Raw genomic sequence first — 18,781 nt, 5'->3', positions numbered from 1 at the left:
CCTCCCTTGCCAACAAGGGTTTGTACCGCCAGCTCACGGCGGCAACGACGTTGTGCACTGGCAGAGCGGCACCATTGTCCACCTGTGGTAATAAACCTGTCTGTGGTAATGCACTTTTAGTCACCAATAAAAACGGAGCCCGAGGCTCCGTTTTTCAATGCGGTATCAATCCCGGACGGAACGCGCTTCGCGCTCTTCCCGCTCCCTTGCCAACAAGCGTTTGTACCACCAGCTACTGCGACGACGTTGTGCATTGGAAGAGCGACGAGCCATTGCTTAGATCCCAGTCAAGAGAAGAAAGAGCCGCATTATGCGATAGAGATCACGCCCGTGTCTGTAGTTGGATCAAGAAAAGGCTCACTGGCCCACCCGGATCGTCCGCTGGTTGCCCTCCGGTTCACCACTCTGTGACGGCGTCGTCACCTCTCGCCAGATCAGGGGACCATTGGTCTCCATCGCCTGTTGCGGCGCGCACTCCAGCCAGAGCTCCCCCTGCTGGATACGGGCCCCCTGGGAGTATTTCTGATCCTGATACCAGCACACCCGCTCGGGCAGCGAACCAAGGGGCAGCACCAGCTCGGTGCCCACCGAGTGGCTGAGGGAGTTGGACGCCGGGGCGGCCAACGCGGGGAAGAGCCAGCCAAGGGCCAGCAGACAACCTGCACAACGGATCATGGGAATTCCTGTCACGGGGGAGTGAAAGTGTAAAGCGACCAGCAGAGCCCTCGACTTGACCAATAAATGTCGGCTCATCTGGCATTCCGGAAGCAATATGATAGCCTGCCTGCGCCCGCAAAGGCCTGTCAGGGCGCTGCCGTGGGCCCCCACCGGCATCGCCGGGATACGGTAATCAATAACCCTTAATAATCAGATAATTAACTGGATATGTTGTCAATGCGTATCATGCCGTTGCTCAAGGCTGCCTGCCTGAGCCTGATGTTGTCCGCCTGTGTCGCCCCCCTGCTGATGATGAGCCCCACCAGCCAGCTGATGTGGGCCCTGCTCAAGCCGCTGGTCGGTTTCGATCCGAACGAGGCCAACCTGTTCGAGCAACCGCTGATCAAGGACAGAATGAGCGCCATGCTGGGGCCCAACTACGAGAGCACCATGCAGCTGCTCAAGACCGCCGACGAGCTACAACAGGAGGGGCCGCTCTTTTACGTGGTCTCCCGCTACGCCCCCGTGCCGGACGTGGCCAAGCAGGCCGGCATGGTCTGGAACGCCGACACCAACCAGCTCGCCGTCATGGTGCAAAAAGGTGACGGGGCGACCCAGGTCTTCGGGGAAAACCTGACGGCCGCCACCCCGACCTGGCCCAGCGCCATGCAGGGCTGGCAGTCCCAGGCCACCCCGGCCGCCACGGCCCTGACCGGTGCCGGTCAGGGGCTCACGGGCGCTGGCAGTTCTCTGCTGGGCACCATGATGGGGGGGCTGCAACAGAGCGCCAGCAAGGCCCTGTCCGACTCCACCAGACAGGTGATCGGCAGTGCCGCCACCACGGCGCAGCAACAAGCGACCAAGGCGGCGAGCGACAGCGCCAAGCAGGCCGTCAGCAGCGCAGCCACCATCAGTGCCGCAACCACGGCGCAGCAGCAAGCCGCCAAAGCAGTGAGCGACAGCGCCAAGCAGGCTGCCAGCAGCGCAGCGACCATCAGTGCCGCCACCACGGCGCAGCAGCAAGCCGCCAAAGCAGTGAGCGACAGCGCCAAGCAGGCCGCCAGCAGCGCAGCCACCATCAGTGCCGCAACCACGGCGCAGCAACAAGCCGCCAAGGCAGGGAGCGACAGCGCCAAGCAGGCCGCCAGCAGCGCAGCCACCATCAGTGCCGCAACCACGGCGCAGCAGCAAGCGACCAAGGCGGTGAGCGATAGCGCCAAGCAGGCCGTCAGCAGCGCCGCAACCATCAGTACCGCGACCAGTGCACAGCAGCAAGCCGAAAAGGCGGTGAGCGACACCGCCAAACAGGCCGCCAGCAGCGCAGCGACCATCAGTGTTGCAACCACAGCGCAGCAGCAAGCGACCAAGGCAGTGAGCGACAGCGCCAAGCAGGCCGTCAGCAGCGCAGCGACCATCAGTGCCGCGACCAGTACACAGCAGCAAGCGGCCAAGGCGGTGCAGCAACAGGGCGAGAAGCGGGAAGCGACTTCCGGCCCCCTGAGCGATCAGGCCAGGGCGGATGCCGAAGCGGAGCTGGAAAAACTGCTTAACTGACTTATTTAAGCGTCATGCCACCATAAAAACAGGCCATCACATGATGGCCTGTTGTTTATCTGACCCGTGGCAGGGGAAGATCAGAAATGGCGGTCCTGCTCGGTGGGCTTGGCACCCTTCTCTTCGCTGTGCTCGATGGCGGTGCGGATAAGGTCGACGCCAGCCCGGATGATCAGCACCCCCATGTTGACCAGCTTGACGCAGACCCACATGAAGGTGATGAGCAGGATCAGCTTGAGCACCGTCTGGAAGGCCTCCAGGAAGTTCTGCTCCAGCTGGGCGGTGAGCCCGTTGGCGCTGCTCATCAGCCAGGTGTACACCTCGCGCACGAAGGGGATCCGGCTCGGCATCTCCAGCACGTCCAGCGCCGCAGGCAGGGCCTGGAAGATGACGATGCTGCCAAACAGTATCAGGATGACGCCGATGGCAATCCCCAGAAAGAAACCGAACTGTCGCATGAAGAGCCCCACAATGTAGTGAATGAGAAGAACAATAGCCGCCAATACTAGGGACTGCCCGCGCAGACGGCAATCCTTGCGTCCCCGACAGGGTGGTGCCCCTGCAAGCCATTGCCCGGCCGTCTGATTTCTGTGACCCTTGTCCCCACTCCTTGCCCCTGGGTGTCATCATGTTTCGAGTCGTCTTCTGCCTGCTGCTGTTGCTGGGCGGTGCCCTGCCCGCCTCCCGCGCCGAATCCCCTCCCTCTGCGGCCGCCTGCGTGATCCGCCACCAGCAAGGGATCCTGCTGGTGCAGGACAGGCTCTCCTCGCGCTACAGCCTGAGCGGCGGTTACATCGACAGGGGGGAGACCCCGGAGCAGGCGGCCCTGCGCGAGCTGTTCGAGGAGACCGGCCTGCAGGGTCGCGTCACCGGCGAGCTGGGGCGCTGGCAACGGGCCAGGGTGTTCGCCTGCCAGACCCTGGAGCCCCTGCGGGTCCAGCGGGGGACGGGGTTTGTCTCCCTGCTCCAGGCCCCGGATCTCGGTGGCGAGATCCTGAACGCCAGGCTGATCGCGGCCGCCGACCTGCCCCCTGACCAGCGTCGCTTCCCGGCGCAGCTCGACTGGATAGCCCCGAGGCTGGCCGAGGTGCCCGAGAGCCAGGTGCTGTGGGTGACGGATTTCAGCGACGCGGCCAGTGCGCTGCACCGCGCCGAGTTGCCGCTGATCCAGCGCCTGCAACGGTGGCTAGGGCCAGATGCGCTCTGGCCAAGGGCGGGCAATCTGCTGGGCTCGGCCCCCTTCCAGCTGGCGCTGCTGCCCTTGCTGCTGCCCCTGCTCGGCTGGTCCAGGCTGCGCCACCTGCTGTTTGCCATGATACTGCTCACCCTGGTGGTGAACCTGCTCAAGGCGGGCATTGGCTGGCCCAGGCCCTTCCACCTGCAACCCGAGCTGGCCCGCCAGAGTGCCCAGGGTTTCGGCATGCCGAGCGGCCACGCCGCCTCGACCCTGCTCTACTGGGGCCTGCTGCTTGGCTGGCTGCCGGCGCTGCGGGCATGGCAGGGGGCCCTGCTGGCCCTGTTGCTGGCCGGCGTGGCCGGGCTGGCCCGAGTCTGGCTGGGGGTCCACTTCCTCTCGGATGTGGTGGCCGGCCTTGCCCTGGGGGCCCTGCTGCTGGCACTGCACGCCCCGCTGGCGAAGCTGGCGGCACGCCCGCTCCCCTGGGCCGGGGTGCTCATCGCCAGCGCCCTCTCGGCCTGGCTCACCCAGTCCACCGCCCTGGCCGGGCTTGCCATGTTCACCCTGGGGCTGGTATCGGGTAATCTGCTATCACTCGAACGGAGCCCCACCCCCGCCCTGCCCGCCGCGCTGCTGACCCTGGCAGGGGGACTGGTCGTGGCAGGGCTCCTGTTCCTGGTGCCCGCGCTCACCAGCAGCTCTCTGCTGATCCTCGCGGGACAAGGGTGGCTCTTTGGCTGCCTGGGGTTCTGGCTCAGCGCCGGGCTCTGGTGGTCGTTGTCCGCTATCCGTCACGGTGCCCGAACCGGGCGCTCAACCCCTCGTTAAGGGAATGCCATGAATATGAAAAAAGTGGATTTGGCCAAGATCACCCTGGGCTTGCTGTTCCTCAGCCTGCTCATCATCTCGTGCTTCATGGTCTTGCGCCCCTTCCTGCCCGCCCTGGTGTGGTCGACCATGATCACCATCGCCACCTGGCCCCTGATGCAGATGGCCCAGCGCCTGCTGTGGGGCAAGCGCACCCTGGCGGCGTTGCTGATGACCAGCATCTTGCTGCTCATCTTCGTCATTCCCCTCTTCATGACGCTGGCCAACGTGGCGGAGAAGGCCCCCATGCTCATCGAGCTGGGCACCGAGCTCAGCCAATCCCCGCCCCCCGAGCTGCTCTGGTTGCAGCAAGTGCCCCTGGTGGGCGACAAGCTCTATGAGTTTTGGCAGCAGATCCTCGCGAGCGGCGGCCAGGTGCTGTTCACCAAGCTGGCCCCCTACTTCGGCCAGACCGCTCGCTGGCTGGCGGCCCAGGCGGGCAACCTCGGCCTGCTGTTCGTCCACTTCCTGCTGACCGTGGCCATCTGCGGCCTGCTCTACCACTCGGGGGAGAAGGCGGCAGAAGGAATTCGCCGCTTCGCCCACCGTCTGGCGGGCCAGCGCGGTGACAATGCGGTGGTGCTCGCCTCCCAGGCCATCCGCGCCGTCGCCATGGGGGTGGTGGTGACCGCCCTGGTGCAATCCTCGGTGGCGGGCCTGGGCCTGCTCATCGCCGGCATTCCCTATGTCATGGTGCTGGTGGTGCTGATGTTCCTGCTGATCGTCGCCCAGATAGGCCCCTTCCCGGTGCTGCTGGCCAGCGTCGGCTACCTCTACTGGAGCGGGGACACCACCTGGGGCACCTTCCTGCTGGTCTGGTCCCTGCTGGCGGGCACCATGGACAACTTCCTGCGCCCCTTCCTCATCAAGCGCGGGGCCGACCTGCCGCTGATCCTCATTCTGGTGGGGGTCATCGGCGGCCTGCTGGCACTTGGGATCATCGGTCTCTTCATCGGCCCCGTGGTGCTGGCGGTGGGTTACACCCTGCTGGATGCCTGGATCAAGGAAGATGACCAACCGGCGACCGCTCTGGTGGAGCCGCCCAAGGCGCCGTGACGATTCATTGATCCCCGATGCAAAGAGCCGCCCCAGGGCGGCTCTTTTGTTTATTACCGTCCCATGCAGGTTCGATTAGCGAAGCGTAATCGGACGATCGAGCTGCCGCTGTCCGGTGTGTCCATGAATCAGCGGCATCTGTCTGCAGGGAAATATGGATGGCTGTTATAGCGGGAGAATTGATTTACGCGAACGTCCGATTACGCCTTATGGCTAATCGAACTTAAAGCTGGTCGCGGCTTTTAGAACCAAAGTTCGAACCGGAACGCCAAAACACGAACCAGGGTTCGAATCACTCCTTCCCCTCCCCTGTTCCCTGCCGAAGGCGCCCGCCACAATGCCTGCACCATTGGAGGAGAAGACAAGATGAACGAACTGAGAGCAACACGGGCCCTCATCAGCGGCGGCGCCAGCGGCATCGGACTGGCCATCGCCGAGACCCTGGCCAGCCAGGGGGTGGAGCTGATCCTGGCTTCCCGCCGCCTGGGGCTGCTGGAGCAGGAAGCGGCCAGACTGGAGGCACGATACGGGGTGCGAGTCATGGCACTGGCGCTGGATGTGTGCGACGGCGATCAGGTGCGGGACGGCCATGCCCGGATCCGGGAGCGGCTCGGCCCCGTCGATCTGCTGATCAACAACAGCGGGGTCGGCAGCGACCACCTGGTGCAGGACCTGCCGGAATCGGAGTGGGACAGGGTGATGGATACCTGTGCCAAGGGCACCTTCCTGCTGACCCGGGCCTGCCTGCCGGACATGCTGGCAAACCGCCACGGCACCGTCATCAATATCGCCTCCCAGGCCGCCAGGCACGGCTATGCCAGGGCCAGCGTCTACTGCGCCGCCAAGTTTGCGGTGCTGGGGTTCGCCCGGGCACTGCGGGAAGAGGTGCAGCATCAGGGCATCCGGGTCCACACCCTCTGCCCAGGCCTGGTGCAGGTGCCGCCCCCGGCCTGTCCGGGCGATCGCAAGCCCGGCTGGCTGCAGGTGGAGGATCTGGCCGAGGCCGTGCTCTATACCCTGCGCCAACCCCCTCATGTCCAGCTCGACGAGATCGGCATGACGGGGATCTGAGCGAGGCGCCATGGAACGCCAGCAAGGACAAGGGGCGCCGAGACGCCCCTTGTCCTGCGTCACTCCGCCAGAGGCGGCCTGCACGTAAGATCAGACAGGTTGATGGAGGGTGATGCAGTGGATGCCGCCGCCCCCGGCGGCTACCGGGTCTATGTCTATCTGCACTATCTTGCGCCCCGGATAGAGGCTGGCCAGCAGATCCCGGCAATGGCGGTCGGCCCTGGCATCCCCGAACTGGGGAGCGATGACGGCGCCGTTGATGGGCAGGTAGTTGATGTAACCGGCGGCAAAGTCCGGGCTACGGCTGAACTTGTTGTCCCGCCCGCCCAGGGGCGGCGGCAGCTGATGCAACTCCAGCTTGTTGCCGTCGGCGTCCGTCGCCTGCTGCAGGATGGCGAGGTGCTGGCGGGTCACCTTGTAGTCGTAGGAGTCGGGATCGTTGTCCATGTTGATCACCACCACCCCGGGGCGCACGAAGCGGGCGTAGAAGTCCACGTGGGCATCCGTGATGTCTTTGCCCTTGATCCCCGGCAGCCAGATGATCTTGCGCAGCCCCAGGTTGGCCTTGAGCTCCGCCTCCACCTGCGCCTTGGTGAGGCCGGGGTTGCGGTTGCTGTTGATCCAGCTGCTCTCGGTCATGATGGCGGTGCCGTTGCCGTCCACCTCGATGCCGCCCCCCTCACCGATGAGCTCGCTCTGCAGGTAATAGGCATCCGTCTGCCGGCCCACCAGGGTGGCGACCCTGGCGTCATGGCTGTGCTCCTGCTTGTCACCCCAGCCGTTGAAGTTGAAGTCCACCAGCCCGAGCCCTCCCTGCTCGTCCTGCACGAAGACACCACCGGTATCCCGCAGCCAGATGTCATCCATCTCGGCGTGGACGAAGTGGGTGTTGCGCTCGCCGCACAGCTGGCGCGCCAGCGCCTCGTCATCCTCGTGGCAGAGCACGTTGACCCGGGTGTAGGGCACCATGGCCTGCACCAGCCGCCCTATGGTGGCCTGCACCTCCTTGTAGTGGCGACCCCAGATCTCGCTGGTGGCCCCGAAGGCCACCCACACCAGGGCCTGGGGGGAGGACTCCTCCGGCATGTGGTAGCGAGCGGCGGCGCCGGGCTCGCCGGCGGCGAAGGCCGCGCGGGCACCGGGCAGGCTGCCAAACCCGGCAATGGCGCCGAGGGCGACCAGTTGTTTCAATACGTGGCGTCGGGAAAACATCGTTCTACTCCTGGGTTCAGAGGCTGCTCTTGAAGCGAGTCCAGGCTCGCATGCGGGCACGCATCTGGGATTGTGCTATATCCTGACCCGGAATGAGCCGCTGGTAGCTGGCCTCGTCCAGGTAGATATCCGGGTTGGCCGTCATGGTGGCATCCACCATGGGTCTGGCCTTGGCACTGGCAGTCGGATAGCCGGTGCTGTTGGTGATGGCCGCCATGTTGGCCGGGCGCATCACGAAGTTGATAAAGGCATAGGCATAGTCAGGATGGGGGGCATCCGCCGGGATCGCCATGGTGTCCATCCAGATGGTGCTCCCCTCCTTCGGCAATCGGTATTCGAAGTCGACCCGCTTGCCCGCCTCGGCGGCGGCGCGCCTGGCCTGGGTCATGTCGCCGCTGTAGCCCAGGGAGAGGCAGAGATCCCCGTTCACCAGCTGGGTTACCGGCTGGGACTGGAACTTGCGGATATAGGGCTTGATCCCCTTGAGCAGGGCCAGGGCCGCCTCCAGATCGTCCGCCTTGCCGCTGCGGGGATCCCGCCCAAGATAGTGCAGCACCACCGCCAGCACCTCGTCCGGGGAGTCGATGACCGAGATGCCGCAATCTGCAAATTTCGCCGCCAGCTCGGGCTTGAACAGCATGTCCAGGCTGCTGACCGGGGCATCCGGCATCCTCTGCCGGATGGCGTCCGCGTTGTAGGTGAGCCCTATGGTGCCCCAGGTGTAGGGCACCACGGCCTCCTTCGCATGGGGGTAGGCCTGCTGCAACCGCGCCAGGCCGGGGTCTATGTCCCCCAGGTGTTGCAGCTTGCCCTTGTCAAGGGGCTGCAGGCTGCCCGCCCGCATCAGCCGCTCCGCCACCGTGTCCCCCGGGAAGATGAGGTCATACCCGCTGCGACCAGCCATCAGCTTGGCCTCCAGGGTCTCGCTGCTGTCCATCACGTCGTAGATGACCCGGATCCCGGTCTCCCGGGTGAATTCGCTCAGGGTATCGGCGGCGAAATAATCGGACCAGTTGTAGAGGCGCAGCACCTTCTCCTCTGTCGCCTCCCCCGCCCCTTCTGCGGCCTGGGCCCCCAGACCCAGCAGCAGGGCCAGTGCCGTGGCTATCTTGGTCAAGGCGCTCATGATGGACGCCCTCCCCGATGGCCCTGCCCATCCAGGCTCAGCAAGGCGCCATACATCTCGGGGCGACGATCCCGGTAGATGCCCCAGGTCAGCCGCTCCTCGGCCATGGCGGCGAGATCCAGCTCCCGCACCAGCACGCCCGGGGTATCCCTGTCCGCCTCGGCCAGCAGGGCCCCCTTGTGATCCGTGATGAAGGAGGAGCCATAGAAGCGCATCTGCAACGCGGGATCCCGGGTCGCCACCTCGCGTCCGATGCGGTTGGCGGCGATCACCGGCATGATGTTGGCGGCGGCGTGGCCGCGCTGGGTCAGCTGCCAGTGATCCCGGGAATCGAGCCCCTCTGCCCCCGGCTCCGAGCCGATGGCGGTGGGATAGAGCAGCAGCTCGGCCCCTTGCAGCGCCATGGCGCGGGCCGCCTCTGGGAACCACTGATCCCAGCAGATGCCGACCCCGATGCGGCCAGCGGCCGTGTCCCAGACCCGAAACCCCGTGTCCCCCGGGCTGAAGTACTCCTTCTCCTGATAGCCGATGGCGTTCGGGATATGGGTCTTGCGATAGACCCCGAGCAGGCGACCATCCGCATCCGCCATCGCCAGGGAGTTGAAGTAGGCGTTGCCCGCGCGCTCGAACCAGCTGATGGGCAACACCACCCCCAGCTCCCGCGCCAGGGCCGAGAAGCGGCGCAGCACCCGGCTCTGCTCGAACGACTCCGCCAGCGCCAGATGGCCGTGGTATTGCTCAATACAGAAATAGGGGGTGGCGAAGAGCTCCTGCAACAGCACCAGGTTGGCCCCCCTGGCGGCGGCTTCCCGTACCAGGCTCTCCGCTGTGTCCAGATTGCGCTCCAGCTCCCAGCTGCAAGCGAATTGTGTGGTGGCGACAACGATCTTGCTCATCCGGATACCCTCCCTGACACGCGTTCCCCCTGACAGGCAAACTGCATTGTTGCGACGACCTTGTTCATGAATCTCTCCTCCCTGATCCCGTCATGAGGCCTCGCAGACGCCTGACGAGGCCGCTCCAAACGCTTACCCCTGCACCGGCCAGGCCGGCTGCTGCTGGGTGATGCAGTGAATGCCGCCCCCGCCGTGGGCCAACTGGTTGATGCGCACCGACACCAGCTGCCTGTTCGGGAAGGCGCGCCTCAGCACCTCCCCCGCCGCCTCGTCCGCGCCTACGCCGTAGGCGGGCATGATGATGGCGCCGTTGGCGATGTAGAAGTTGGTGTAGGAGGCGCAGAACACCTCCGCCTCGGCGTCCACCGCCTCGCTCGCCTCGAACAGCTCGAGGCACTCGAAGGAGCGACCTCTCGCATCGGTGGCCAGGGCCAGGGCTCGGCGGTTCTCCCGCACCACGCGGCCATAGGTGGAGTGCCCGTCCAGGGTGGCGTCCACCAGCAGGTGGCCGGGGCGGCTGAAGGCGCAGACCCCGTCCACATGACCGTCCGTCATGTCGCCGGTGACGTGGTCCGGATCCCCCGGCAGCCAGATAGTCTTCTCGATGCCGAGCAGGCGGCTGAAGATCCGTTCGATCTCCACTTTGGTCATGCCGGGGTTGCGGTTGCTGTTGAGCAGCACCGACTCCGTGGTGATCAGGGTGCCCTCCCCATCCACATGGATGGCGCCCCCTTCGTTGGCGAGGAAGCTGCCGATGCACTCCAGCTCCAGGCTGTTGAGAACGCGCCGCGCCAGCCCCTCATCCAGACCGTGGGCCGACTTGCCGCCCCAGGCGTTGAAACGCCAGCTGATCCCGGCGGTGCCAAGCTCGGGATGGCAGATGAAGGTGGGGCCGGAGTCACGGCACCAGCTGTCATCCACCGGCAGGGGAATGAAGCGCACCCCGTCGCCGCACAGGGCGCGAGCCTCCGCCTGTGCGGCGGGATCCACCACCAGGTTCACCGGTTCGAAGCGGGCGATGGCATTGACCACCCGGGCGAAGTCCTGCTGGACCTGGGGCAGGGTTACGCCCCAACCGTTTTCCCACAGCGCCTTGTTGTGCGGCCAGACCATCCAGGTCGCCGCGTGCCGGCACCACTCCGCTGGCATGAACCAGCCCACAGCCCTCATTCCCTGCTCGCGCATCTCAGCCTCTCTGATTAGGTACTATTAAGGTTATTGACGATGGGAATAGACTATTCTCCCCGTTGGTGGGTAACAAACGATCGATTTTCGATAAAAGTGATAAGCGGAGCTAATCAATGATGTTCAAACACTGGCCCCCTCTCAACGTGCTGCGCGGCTTCGAGGCGGCGGCCAGGCTCGGCAGCTTTCATCAGGCGGCCCAGGAGCTGCACCTCACCCAGTCTGCCATCAGTCAGCAGATCCGCTCGCTGGAGGAGCTGCTTGGCCAGCCCCTGTTTCACCGCCAGGGACGTTCCGTCGCCCTGACCGACGCGGGCCAGGATCTGCTGGAGACGACCCAGCAGGTACTGCTGCAACTGGCGGTGGGAATACAGCGCCTCGAGCAGTACCGCAAGCCGAACCAGCTGGTGCTCAACACCAGTACCGCCATCGCCCGCCTCTGGCTGCTGCCCCGGCTGGCCGACCTTCACCGCCAGCATCCGGGCATCGATCTCTGGCTGTTCACCAGCGACGACACGCCGAACATGGCCGAGCAGACCATCGACATTTCGCTGCGCTGGGGGCTGGCTCCCCAGGCGGAATGCCGCCATCAGCCGCTGCTGGCGGATCGGCTGCTGCCGGTGGCGAGCCCGGCCGTGCTGGCACAGCCCGCGCAGGAGCGCACCACCCTGCACGGGGAGCGGGAGATGGACTGGCACCACTGGACCCTCAAGGGCGGCGACGATCTGCACCTGCAGACCCAGGGGCTCAACTTCTCCGATCCCGGCTTGTTGCAGGATGCGGCCAGCGCTGGGCTCGGGGTGGCGCTGGCGAGCGAGCTGCTCTCTCGCGACGCACGCCGACAGGGGTGGCTGCTGCCCCTCTCATCCCACCGGGTGGCCGGGCCGAACTGGAACATGCTGATCCATCAGGAGAGCGAAGGCAGCCCCCAGTGCCGGGCGGTGAGCCACTGGCTCCAGCAGCAGTTTGCCGCAGAGGCCGTCACCCGGGACCAGGACGCGACACTCTGAGAGCGGTCACTGAATCGGGGCGGCAAGGGTGATTAAATGGCCCCTTCCCTTTTTCCGGACATCGCCGTGACCATGCCATCCGTCCCCCAGCCCCTCTCGTCCTGGCCCGAGCACCTGCAGGCCTCCTGGCTGCGCTGTGCCCACCAGACCAGCGCGTCCCTCTGGCATCCTCCCCACTGCGCCAGAGGGCAGACCCTGGAGAGCCTGCGCCAGCGCAAACGGGACCTGCTCACCACCGGCGAGATGGCGCTGGAGGATCTCTACGAGTTCATGGAGGGGCGCCCCTGCGCCCTGCTGCTCACCGACGAGAGCGGTTGCCTGCTGGCCCGGACCGGCCACCCCGATACCCTGCAGGCGCTGGCGGCACTCGGTTTTGGCCCAGGCGCGTTTTTCAGCGAGGGACGCATCGGCACCAATGCCGTCAACCTGGCGGCCCTGGAGGGGGTGCCGCTCTGCGTCAGCGGCCCCCAGCACTTCAACCAGCGTCTCCACCCCTGGCACTGCTGTGCCAGCCCTGTCTACAACAGCACCGGTCGCCAGGTGGCGATCGTGGCCCTGATCTGCCGGGTGGAAGAGGCCGCACCGGGGGATCTCGCGCTCACCGTCAGCGCCGGCCGTGAGCTGGCCAATCTGCTGCAGATGGAGCGCCTGATGCAGGAGTCCCAGCACCATTTAAGCGAGCTCTATGCCCTGCTGGATGGCATGGAAGACGGCGTACTGGCCTGGGATCCCCAGGGGCGGCTGCGCTACCTCAACGCCCTGGCGGCCAGTCGGCTGCAACTCGACCCGGCTGTCTGCCTGGGTCAGCCCCTCGATCACCATCTGCTGATGCCCCAGCGCCTGCGTCTGGCCATCGCGGAGATGACCCCCCTGAGCCATGTGGAGGTGACGCTGGAGCGGCGAGAGACCCGGGGCGAGGCCTTCATCGACGCCCTGGTGAGCCTCAAGCCCCTGCCGGGGCCGGACGGGGTCAGCTTCATCGTCCTGCTCCATCCCACCGATCGGCTGCGCGCCATTCATCAACTGCGCCAGACGGTGCCCGAGCTCTCCGCCCTGGTGGGGGAGTCGAGCGCCATGCGCAAACTGCTGCGCCACGCCCGCCAGGCGGCCAGGGGACAGGGCCCCGTCCTGCTGCGGGGGGAGGAGGAGGTGGGCAAGGCCCAGCTGGCGGAGGCCATCCACTTTGGCAGCGAGCGAGCCGCCGGCCCCCTGGTCATCTTCAACTGCCAGGCATGGCCGAGAGAGCGGATGGCGCTGGAACTCATGGGGTCCGACGAGGCGGGGCAGGAGCGGGCAGGCAAGTTCGAGCTGGCTCACGGTGGCACGCTAGTGCTGGAGCAGGTGGAGTGCCTGCCCGCCCCCATGCAGGCCGCCCTGCTGCAACTGCTCAAGACGGGGCGCATCCAGCGCTTCGACTCCGCCCGCATCCTCCCCCTCAGGGTGAGGATCATCGCGACCAGCAGCGCCCCGCTGGAGCAGCGGGTGCAGGAGGGGGGATTCGGCCGCCAGCTGCTCTATGCGCTGCAAGGGTGCGAACTCTGGCTGCCGAGCCTGCGGGAACGCAGCGCCGATCTGCCCGGACTCATCCGCCAGCACCTGGCGGTGCAGGGGGGCGAGCCGGGGCGCCAGTTCACCCCTGACGCCCTCGACTGCCTGCTGGCCTACCCCTGGCCCGGCAACCTGGGGGAGCTGCGCAGCGCCATTGAGTACGCCCTGCTGCATTGCAGTGAGGCACAGATCCCGCCCCGGGCGCTCCCGGCCGCCATCCGCCAGGGCCATTGCCTGCTGGCGGACGAGGTGGTGGGACAGCCGCTGCTCACCCTGGCGGAGCTGGAGCATCAGGCGATCCTGCGCGCCGCCCGTGCCAGCAAGGGCCAGGTCAGCCAGATGGCGCGCCAGCTCGGGATCAGCCGCACCACCCTCTGGCGGCGGCTCAAACTGCTCGACATCGATCCCGCCGACTACCACCACTGACCAGAACGCCCCTCAAAAAAGCGGGCCCCGTCGTGACGGGGCCCGGATGGGGGAATGTTTCAGTCGCCGAAGCGATCCCGCGCCAGTTGCTGGAAGCAGCTCAGCGCCGCCTCGGCATCCTCCCCTCGCGCCAGCAGGATGAGCCTGTCCCCCTGGCGCACATCGAGCATGGCGAGCCGGCTCAGGCTGCGGGGATTGGTCTCTTTATCCCCCTTTTGCAGCTTGAGTTCGGCGGCAAAGGGCTTGAGGGCGGCCACCAGTCTGGCGGCGGGGCGCACATGAAGGCCGTGGGGGTTATCGACCACCACCTCGCAGCGCAGCCAGCCATCGTCGACAACGGGGGCGGTCTCCTTGGCGGCCTGCGCCGCGCTGGCTGGCAACATCGCCTGCTTCGGGCCCAGCGCGCCGAGCGCCTCGGCGGCCACCTCATCCAGCGTCAGGCCGGAACCGGCCGCTACCACGGCGGCCAGAGTGCCCTCGACCAGCGGGGCGGGGCAGAGTCGCACCCGGGCGCTCAGCTCCCGGGGCAGCAGTTCGAGGGCGGTTTCGGCACTCAAGAGGGCGCTGCCCAAGTCCATCAGCACCAGCACACCGCTGCCGTCATCCGCTTCTTCCATCGCACTCATCACGGCGATGGCGTCGGTGCCAATGGGGTGGTCGGGGTCATCGACCCCGGCCGCCAGCAACAGTTTCGCCGGGCTGCCCAGCTGATCGGCCAGGGCTTTCAAACCGGCCGCCAGCTGGGCGCTGTGAGAGACCACTACGATGCCGATCATGTCACAACCTCGCTCTGTCACGCAGGGCGGTCAGCAGCAGCAGGGTCGAGGTGGCTCCCGCATCCTGATGGCCGATGCTGCGCTCACCAAGATAGCTGGCGCGCCCCTTGCGGGCCTGCATCTGGATGGTGGCCTCGGTGCCGGCTGCGGCGGCAGCCACCGCCTTGTCCAGTGCCTCGGGGAGCGGCAGGCCCTGTTGTTCAGCCTGCTGCAGGGCGGCCAAAGCGGGCCACCAGGCATCGCACATGGTCTTGTCACCCGGCTCGGCACGGCCACGGGAGACGATCCCCTCCACCCCGTCGCTCAGCATCTTGCCGAGCTGGCCGAGGGTCAGGCTCTGGCAGGCATCGCTGCTGGCCGCCGCCCGGATGAAGAAGGTGCCGTAGAGGGGTCCGCTGGCGCCGCCGACCGAGGAAAGCAACGTCATGCCGGTGGTTTTGAGCACCTGGCCGATGTCCTTGTCCGCCACCGCGGGCAGCTTCTCCGCCACCTTGGCAAAGCCGCGCTGCATGTTGAGGCCGTGGTCGCCGTCGCCGATGTCGGTATCCAGCGCCGTGAGGTAGTCACGCTGCTCGGTGAAGATGTGCTCGCAGTCGAGCAGCCAGTTGACGATCTGATGCTTGCTTAACATGAATATTCCTCAGCAGCCGCGCCGCAGGGCCGGGGTGTGAACGGGGGCATCCCACAGGGTCATCAGCTCGTCATCCACCTTGAGCAGGGTGATGGAGATGCCGGTCATGTCGAGAGAGGTGCAGTAGGGGCCGATGAGGTTGCGCACCAGGTGGATGCCCGCCTCTTCACACAGGGTGGCGAGGCGACCATAGACGCCGTAGAGCTCGGAGACAGGGGTGCCGCCGAGGCTGTTGACCAGGACGATGACCCGGTCACCCCCATTGAGCGGCTCGATAAAGGTGTGCTCTTCCTGCCAGCTGCCGGTGGCTCTGTCCCAGTGGCGCAGGGTGCGGCCATAGGGGCTGTTGTCGGTCAGCTCCTTGAACATGTCGTCCACCAGGGCGTTGAGGTCGGTGAAGGGACGGCGCTCGATGCCGGGTTCGCCGTGAATGCCAACACCGAACTCCACCTCGTTGTCAGCCAGGGTGAAGGAGGGCTTGCCGGCAGCAGGGACGGTGCAGGCGTGCATGGCCACGCCTATGGTGCGACTCTGGTTGTTGATCCGGCGGGCCAGCGCCTCGCAACGCGCCAGATCGTAGCCCGCCTCGGCGGCGGCACCGACCAGCTTCTCGCACAGCACTGTCGTGGCAACCCCGCGGCGGCCAGCGGTGTAGAGGCTGTCCTTCACCGCCACGTCGTCATCGATGAGGGCGAAGCCCACCTTGACCCCGTCACCGTGCAGCAGCTCGACCGCGGTCTCGAAGTTGAGCACGTCGCCGGTGTAGTTCTTCACCAGAAACAGCACGCCGGCGCCGCCGTCGACGGCCTGACCGCACTCGTACATCTGATCCGGGGTCGGGGACGTGAAGATCTCGCCGGGGCAGGCACCATCCAGCATTCCTTTGCCCACCAGGCCACCGTGCATGGGCTCGTGGCCGCTGCCACCGCCGGAGACCAGCGCCACCTTGCCCGCCACGGGGGCGTCGGCGCGGGTGATGTAGTGGGGTTCGATTCGCACCTTGAGCTCGGGGTGGGCAGCAGCCATCCCCATCAGTTGTTCACGGACCACGGCATCGACAGCATTGATCAGCTTCTTCATGGCTCACTCCTTGGCTTGCCACCATACGGGTGGACAGATGGTTGATGCAGCCAGTCTAGCGAGCCATAGGGGGATAAAAATGACAGGGATTTCGGTTCGGATCTGAAACAACAAACGAAGCCTGACGTTTCAATCTGAAACGAGCGGATGGGGAAGATCCGGGAAAGTGTTAGCCGCCTCACAGCCATGAAAAAGGGCCCCGCAGGGCCCTTCTCGATAGCGTGAGGATTAGATGGCCCAGCCACCGGCGTAGAAGATCACCAGGGCCACGGCGATGATGACGGTGCCGATGTTGAGCTTCTTCCACTCGGCGGCAAACAGGCGGCCGACCACCAGGGCCACGAAGCCCAGCATGATGCCGGTGACGATGTTGCAGGTGAGCACGATGAAGACGGCGCACAGCATGCCGGAAAGGGCATCGACCGAGTCGTTGAAGTCCAGCTTGGTGACGTTGCCCAGCATCAGCAGGCCCACATACATCAGGGCCGGTGCGGTGGCGTAGGCCGGTACCAGATAGCTCAGCGGGGAGAGGAAGATCATCAGCAGGAAGAGCACGCCGACCAGGGTAGCGGTCAGACCTGTCTTGCCGCCGGCAGCGGTCCCTGCGGCAGATTCGATGTAGACGGCTGCCGGAGCACCACCTACCACACCCGCCACCATGCTGCTGACGGAGTCCGCAGTCAGGGCCTTGCCACCGCTGATGATGTGACCACGCTCGTTGATGAGGCCAGCCTGACCGGCCACGGCACGGATGGTGCCGGTGGCGTCAAACACGGCGGTCATCACCAGCGCCAACACGGTCGGAATCACCACCGGATTGAGGGCGCCCAGCAGATCCATGCTGCCCACCAGGGAGCCATTCTCGCCACTCAGGCTCGGCATGGCGAAGAAGCCCTGCCAGGTTACTTTCGGATCGAAGATGAGGCCGAGGATGGAGATGGCGATGATCACCATCAGGATGCCGCCCGGCACCTTGCGGCGCTCCAGGCCGAAGATGGCAGCCAGACCCAGCACCGTCATGATGACCGGGAAGGCAGTGATCTCGCCGAGCTGCACCGGCAGGCCAGCCCCTTCATTCTTGATCACCATGCCGACCCCGTTGGTGGCGATCAGCAGCAGGAACAGGCCGATACCGATGCCGGTACCGTGGGCGATGCCGGAGGGAAGGTTGTCCAGGATCCACTGGCGCACGCCGGTGACGCTGATCAGGGTGAACAGCACCCCCATCAGGAAGATGGCGCCCAGCGCGACCGGAATGCTCAGCCCCTGACCCAGCACCAGGCTGAAGGCGGTAAAGGCGGTGAGAGAGATGGCACAACCGATGGCCATCGGCAGCTTGGCCCAGAGCCCCATCAGCAGGGAGCCGAAGGCGGCGATCAGACAGGTCGCCACAAACACCGGGCCCTGCTCAAAACCGGCTGCGCCCAGCATGTTCGGCACGACGATGATGCTGTAGACCATCGCCAGGAAGGTGGTCAACCCGGCCAGCAGCTCCTGTCGCACCGTGCTGCCACGCTGGCTGATGGAGAAATAGGAATCCAGAAACCCGCCATTGCCGGCGCGGGCCGTCGTTTGTTGCGTTGCCATAGTTCATCCTGAAAGTGTGAAGGAAATCGTTTGCTTGCTGGCGCGCAAAATAGCAAGAATTTGACGAGATTGCAGCGGATAAGCCCCCATTTCCCCGAAGTTTTTCATAAAAAGGCTCGTTGGAGGCCTCATTCTCCATGAGAGAGGCCCATCCCAAGCTTCTACACTCTTAGCTAGCCACGTTCCCATCTACCGGAGAGAAGCCCATGCACACAGGCAACCTGCTTGGCCAGATCCCCTCCCCCCTGCCCAGTGAAGTGTTCGCGGATCTGGTCAGTACCAACAATGTTCGTATCGAGCGTATTCTCTCCCAGGGGCAGCAGACCCCTACCGGAGAGTGGTTCGATCAGGATGAACACGAATGGGTATTGCTGGTGCAGGGAGAGGCCATCCTGGTCTTCATCACACCGGATACCGGGGTACAGGAACGCGTCCATCTGGGGCCGGGGGATTACATCAACATCCCGGCGCACCTTCAGCACCGGGTGGAATGGACCCATCCGACCGAGACAACCGTCTGGCTCTGCGTCTATTACTAGCAAGCTCACGGCTCAAGAAGGCAATGCTTCTGCTGCGAAGATCGAAGAGGAGACCGTGGAGACGAAAAAAAGCCCAGTCTGTCGACTGGGCTTCTTGTTAGTGGCATAACGGACGCAGAGACGGACAAAGTCCGGCTCAAGCACAAAGGACAACAGAGCGGGATCGAGTTGTCAGTGGCAAGTCGCAGCCCTGGTGGTTGCCTCTTGTTCCCTGAGCTCTTATCCAGACGCCAGAAAGCAAAAAGGCCTTCCCGTCAGGGAAGGCCTTTCAATTTAGTGGCGGAGCGGACGGGACTCGAACCCGCGACCCCCGGCGTGACAGGCCGGTATTCTAACCGACTGAACTACCGCTCCGCATTCGGTTAGCTTTCGCTAAATCTTTT

At 65.3% G+C, this 18,781-nt stretch carries 17 protein-coding genes and 1 tRNA gene; 7 read left to right on the top strand and 11 right to left on the bottom strand.

Features of this window, described 5'->3' with window-relative positions; all coding sequences use genetic code 11:
* Positions 1-357: 357 nt before the first annotated feature.
* On the bottom strand, positions 358-675 hold the full coding sequence (locus AB7E19_RS20090) for a DUF1496 domain-containing protein (protein WP_216944956.1): 318 nt from the start codon (positions 673-675) through the stop codon (positions 358-360).
* A gap of 219 nt (positions 676-894) precedes the next feature.
* Here AB7E19_RS20090 and AB7E19_RS20085 point away from each other — a divergent pair, with 219 nt between their 5' ends.
* Positions 895-2,211, top strand: a complete 1,317-nt coding sequence (locus AB7E19_RS20085; RefSeq protein ID WP_427936362.1) for a hypothetical protein — start codon at positions 895-897, stop codon at positions 2,209-2,211.
* Between the two features lie 80 nt (positions 2,212-2,291).
* On the opposite strand, the gene AB7E19_RS20080 is transcribed toward AB7E19_RS20085, so the two are convergent.
* Entirely contained in the window at positions 2,292-2,669 is a 378-nt protein-coding gene (locus tag AB7E19_RS20080; protein WP_010675931.1) for a hypothetical protein, read from the bottom strand.
* 170 nt (positions 2,670-2,839) lie between these two features.
* Here AB7E19_RS20080 and AB7E19_RS20075 point away from each other — a divergent pair, with 170 nt between their 5' ends.
* From AB7E19_RS20075 to AB7E19_RS20065, 3 genes are all read left to right on the top strand, one after another.
* Positions 2,840-4,216 carry a bifunctional NUDIX hydrolase/phosphatase PAP2 family protein gene (locus AB7E19_RS20075; RefSeq protein ID WP_427936359.1) on the top strand — a complete coding sequence of 459 codons (1,377 nt, stop codon included), beginning with the start codon at positions 2,840-2,842 and terminating at the stop codon, positions 4,214-4,216.
* Between the two features lie 9 nt (positions 4,217-4,225).
* A complete protein-coding gene (gene ydiK / locus AB7E19_RS20070) occupies positions 4,226-5,311 on the top strand; it encodes an AI-2E family transporter YdiK (protein ID WP_042864807.1) in 1,086 nt (361 codons plus the stop codon).
* A gap of 366 nt (positions 5,312-5,677) precedes the next feature.
* Positions 5,678-6,382: an SDR family oxidoreductase gene (locus AB7E19_RS20065; protein WP_427936357.1), complete on the top strand. Its 705-nt coding sequence runs from the start codon at positions 5,678-5,680 to the stop codon at positions 6,380-6,382.
* Positions 6,383-6,472: 90 nt separating this feature from the next.
* Here the strand turns inward: AB7E19_RS20065 and AB7E19_RS20060 are convergent, their stop codons facing one another.
* From AB7E19_RS20060 to AB7E19_RS20045, 4 genes are all read right to left on the bottom strand, one after another.
* Positions 6,473-7,594, bottom strand: a complete 1,122-nt coding sequence (locus AB7E19_RS20060; RefSeq protein ID WP_427936355.1) for an agmatine deiminase family protein — start codon at positions 7,592-7,594, stop codon at positions 6,473-6,475.
* A gap of 16 nt (positions 7,595-7,610) precedes the next feature.
* Complete coding sequence (locus AB7E19_RS20055) at positions 7,611-8,720, bottom strand: extracellular solute-binding protein (RefSeq protein ID WP_167826450.1); 1,110 nt, start codon at positions 8,718-8,720, stop codon at positions 7,611-7,613.
* Positions 8,717-9,616 (bottom strand): N-carbamoylputrescine amidase, encoded by a 900-nt coding sequence (aguB, locus tag AB7E19_RS20050; protein WP_263309481.1) that lies wholly within the window; start codon positions 9,614-9,616, stop codon positions 8,717-8,719. The genes AB7E19_RS20055 and aguB overlap by 4 nt, the downstream gene beginning before the upstream one ends.
* Positions 9,617-9,748: 132 nt before the next feature.
* Positions 9,749-10,801, bottom strand: coding sequence for an agmatine deiminase family protein (locus AB7E19_RS20045; RefSeq protein WP_128296531.1), 1,053 nt, complete (start codon positions 10,799-10,801; stop codon positions 9,749-9,751).
* Between the two features lie 116 nt (positions 10,802-10,917).
* Here AB7E19_RS20045 and AB7E19_RS20040 point away from each other — a divergent pair, with 116 nt between their 5' ends.
* The gene (locus AB7E19_RS20040; RefSeq protein WP_324041655.1) at positions 10,918-11,811 is read left to right on the top strand and encodes a LysR family transcriptional regulator; all 894 of its coding nucleotides are present in this window, start codon (positions 10,918-10,920) and stop codon (positions 11,809-11,811) included.
* Positions 11,812-11,883: 72 nt separating this feature from the next.
* Entirely contained in the window at positions 11,884-13,785 is a 1,902-nt protein-coding gene (dhaR, locus tag AB7E19_RS20035; RefSeq protein ID WP_319886196.1) for a dihydroxyacetone kinase operon transcriptional regulator DhaR, read from the top strand.
* A 59-nt stretch (positions 13,786-13,844) separates the two neighbouring features.
* On the opposite strand, the gene dhaM is transcribed toward dhaR, so the two are convergent.
* The 4 genes from dhaM to AB7E19_RS20015 all read right to left on the bottom strand — a co-directional run bounded on the left by dhaM (position 13,845) and on the right by AB7E19_RS20015 (position 17,859).
* The gene (gene dhaM, locus AB7E19_RS20030; RefSeq protein ID WP_427936351.1) at positions 13,845-14,561 is read right to left on the bottom strand and encodes a dihydroxyacetone kinase phosphoryl donor subunit DhaM; all 717 of its coding nucleotides are present in this window, start codon (positions 14,559-14,561) and stop codon (positions 13,845-13,847) included.
* Position 14,562: 1 nt separating this feature from the next.
* Complete coding sequence (gene dhaL / locus AB7E19_RS20025) at positions 14,563-15,192, bottom strand: dihydroxyacetone kinase subunit DhaL (protein ID WP_005306235.1); 630 nt, start codon at positions 15,190-15,192, stop codon at positions 14,563-14,565.
* Between the two features lie 9 nt (positions 15,193-15,201).
* Entirely contained in the window at positions 15,202-16,272 is a 1,071-nt protein-coding gene (gene dhaK / locus AB7E19_RS20020; protein WP_202040670.1) for a dihydroxyacetone kinase subunit DhaK, read from the bottom strand.
* 228 nt (positions 16,273-16,500) lie between these two features.
* Positions 16,501-17,859 carry an NCS2 family permease gene (locus AB7E19_RS20015; protein WP_010675944.1) on the bottom strand — a complete coding sequence of 453 codons (1,359 nt, stop codon included), beginning with the start codon at positions 17,857-17,859 and terminating at the stop codon, positions 16,501-16,503.
* A 206-nt stretch (positions 17,860-18,065) separates the two neighbouring features.
* Here AB7E19_RS20015 and AB7E19_RS20010 point away from each other — a divergent pair, with 206 nt between their 5' ends.
* Complete coding sequence (locus AB7E19_RS20010; RefSeq protein WP_010675945.1) at positions 18,066-18,398, top strand: cupin domain-containing protein; 333 nt, start codon at positions 18,066-18,068, stop codon at positions 18,396-18,398.
* A 277-nt stretch (positions 18,399-18,675) separates the two neighbouring features.
* On the opposite strand, the gene AB7E19_RS20005 is transcribed toward AB7E19_RS20010, so the two are convergent.
* A tRNA-Asp gene (locus AB7E19_RS20005) sits at positions 18,676-18,752 on the bottom strand.
* Between the last annotated feature and the right edge of the window lie 29 nt (positions 18,753-18,781).

This window comes from Aeromonas sp. (assembly GCF_050252055.1).
Classification (GTDB): Bacteria; Pseudomonadota; Gammaproteobacteria; order Enterobacterales; family Aeromonadaceae; genus Aeromonas; species Aeromonas caviae.
Note: the sequence above shows the minus strand (reverse complement) of the source record. Positions and strands in the feature narration are given on the sequence as shown.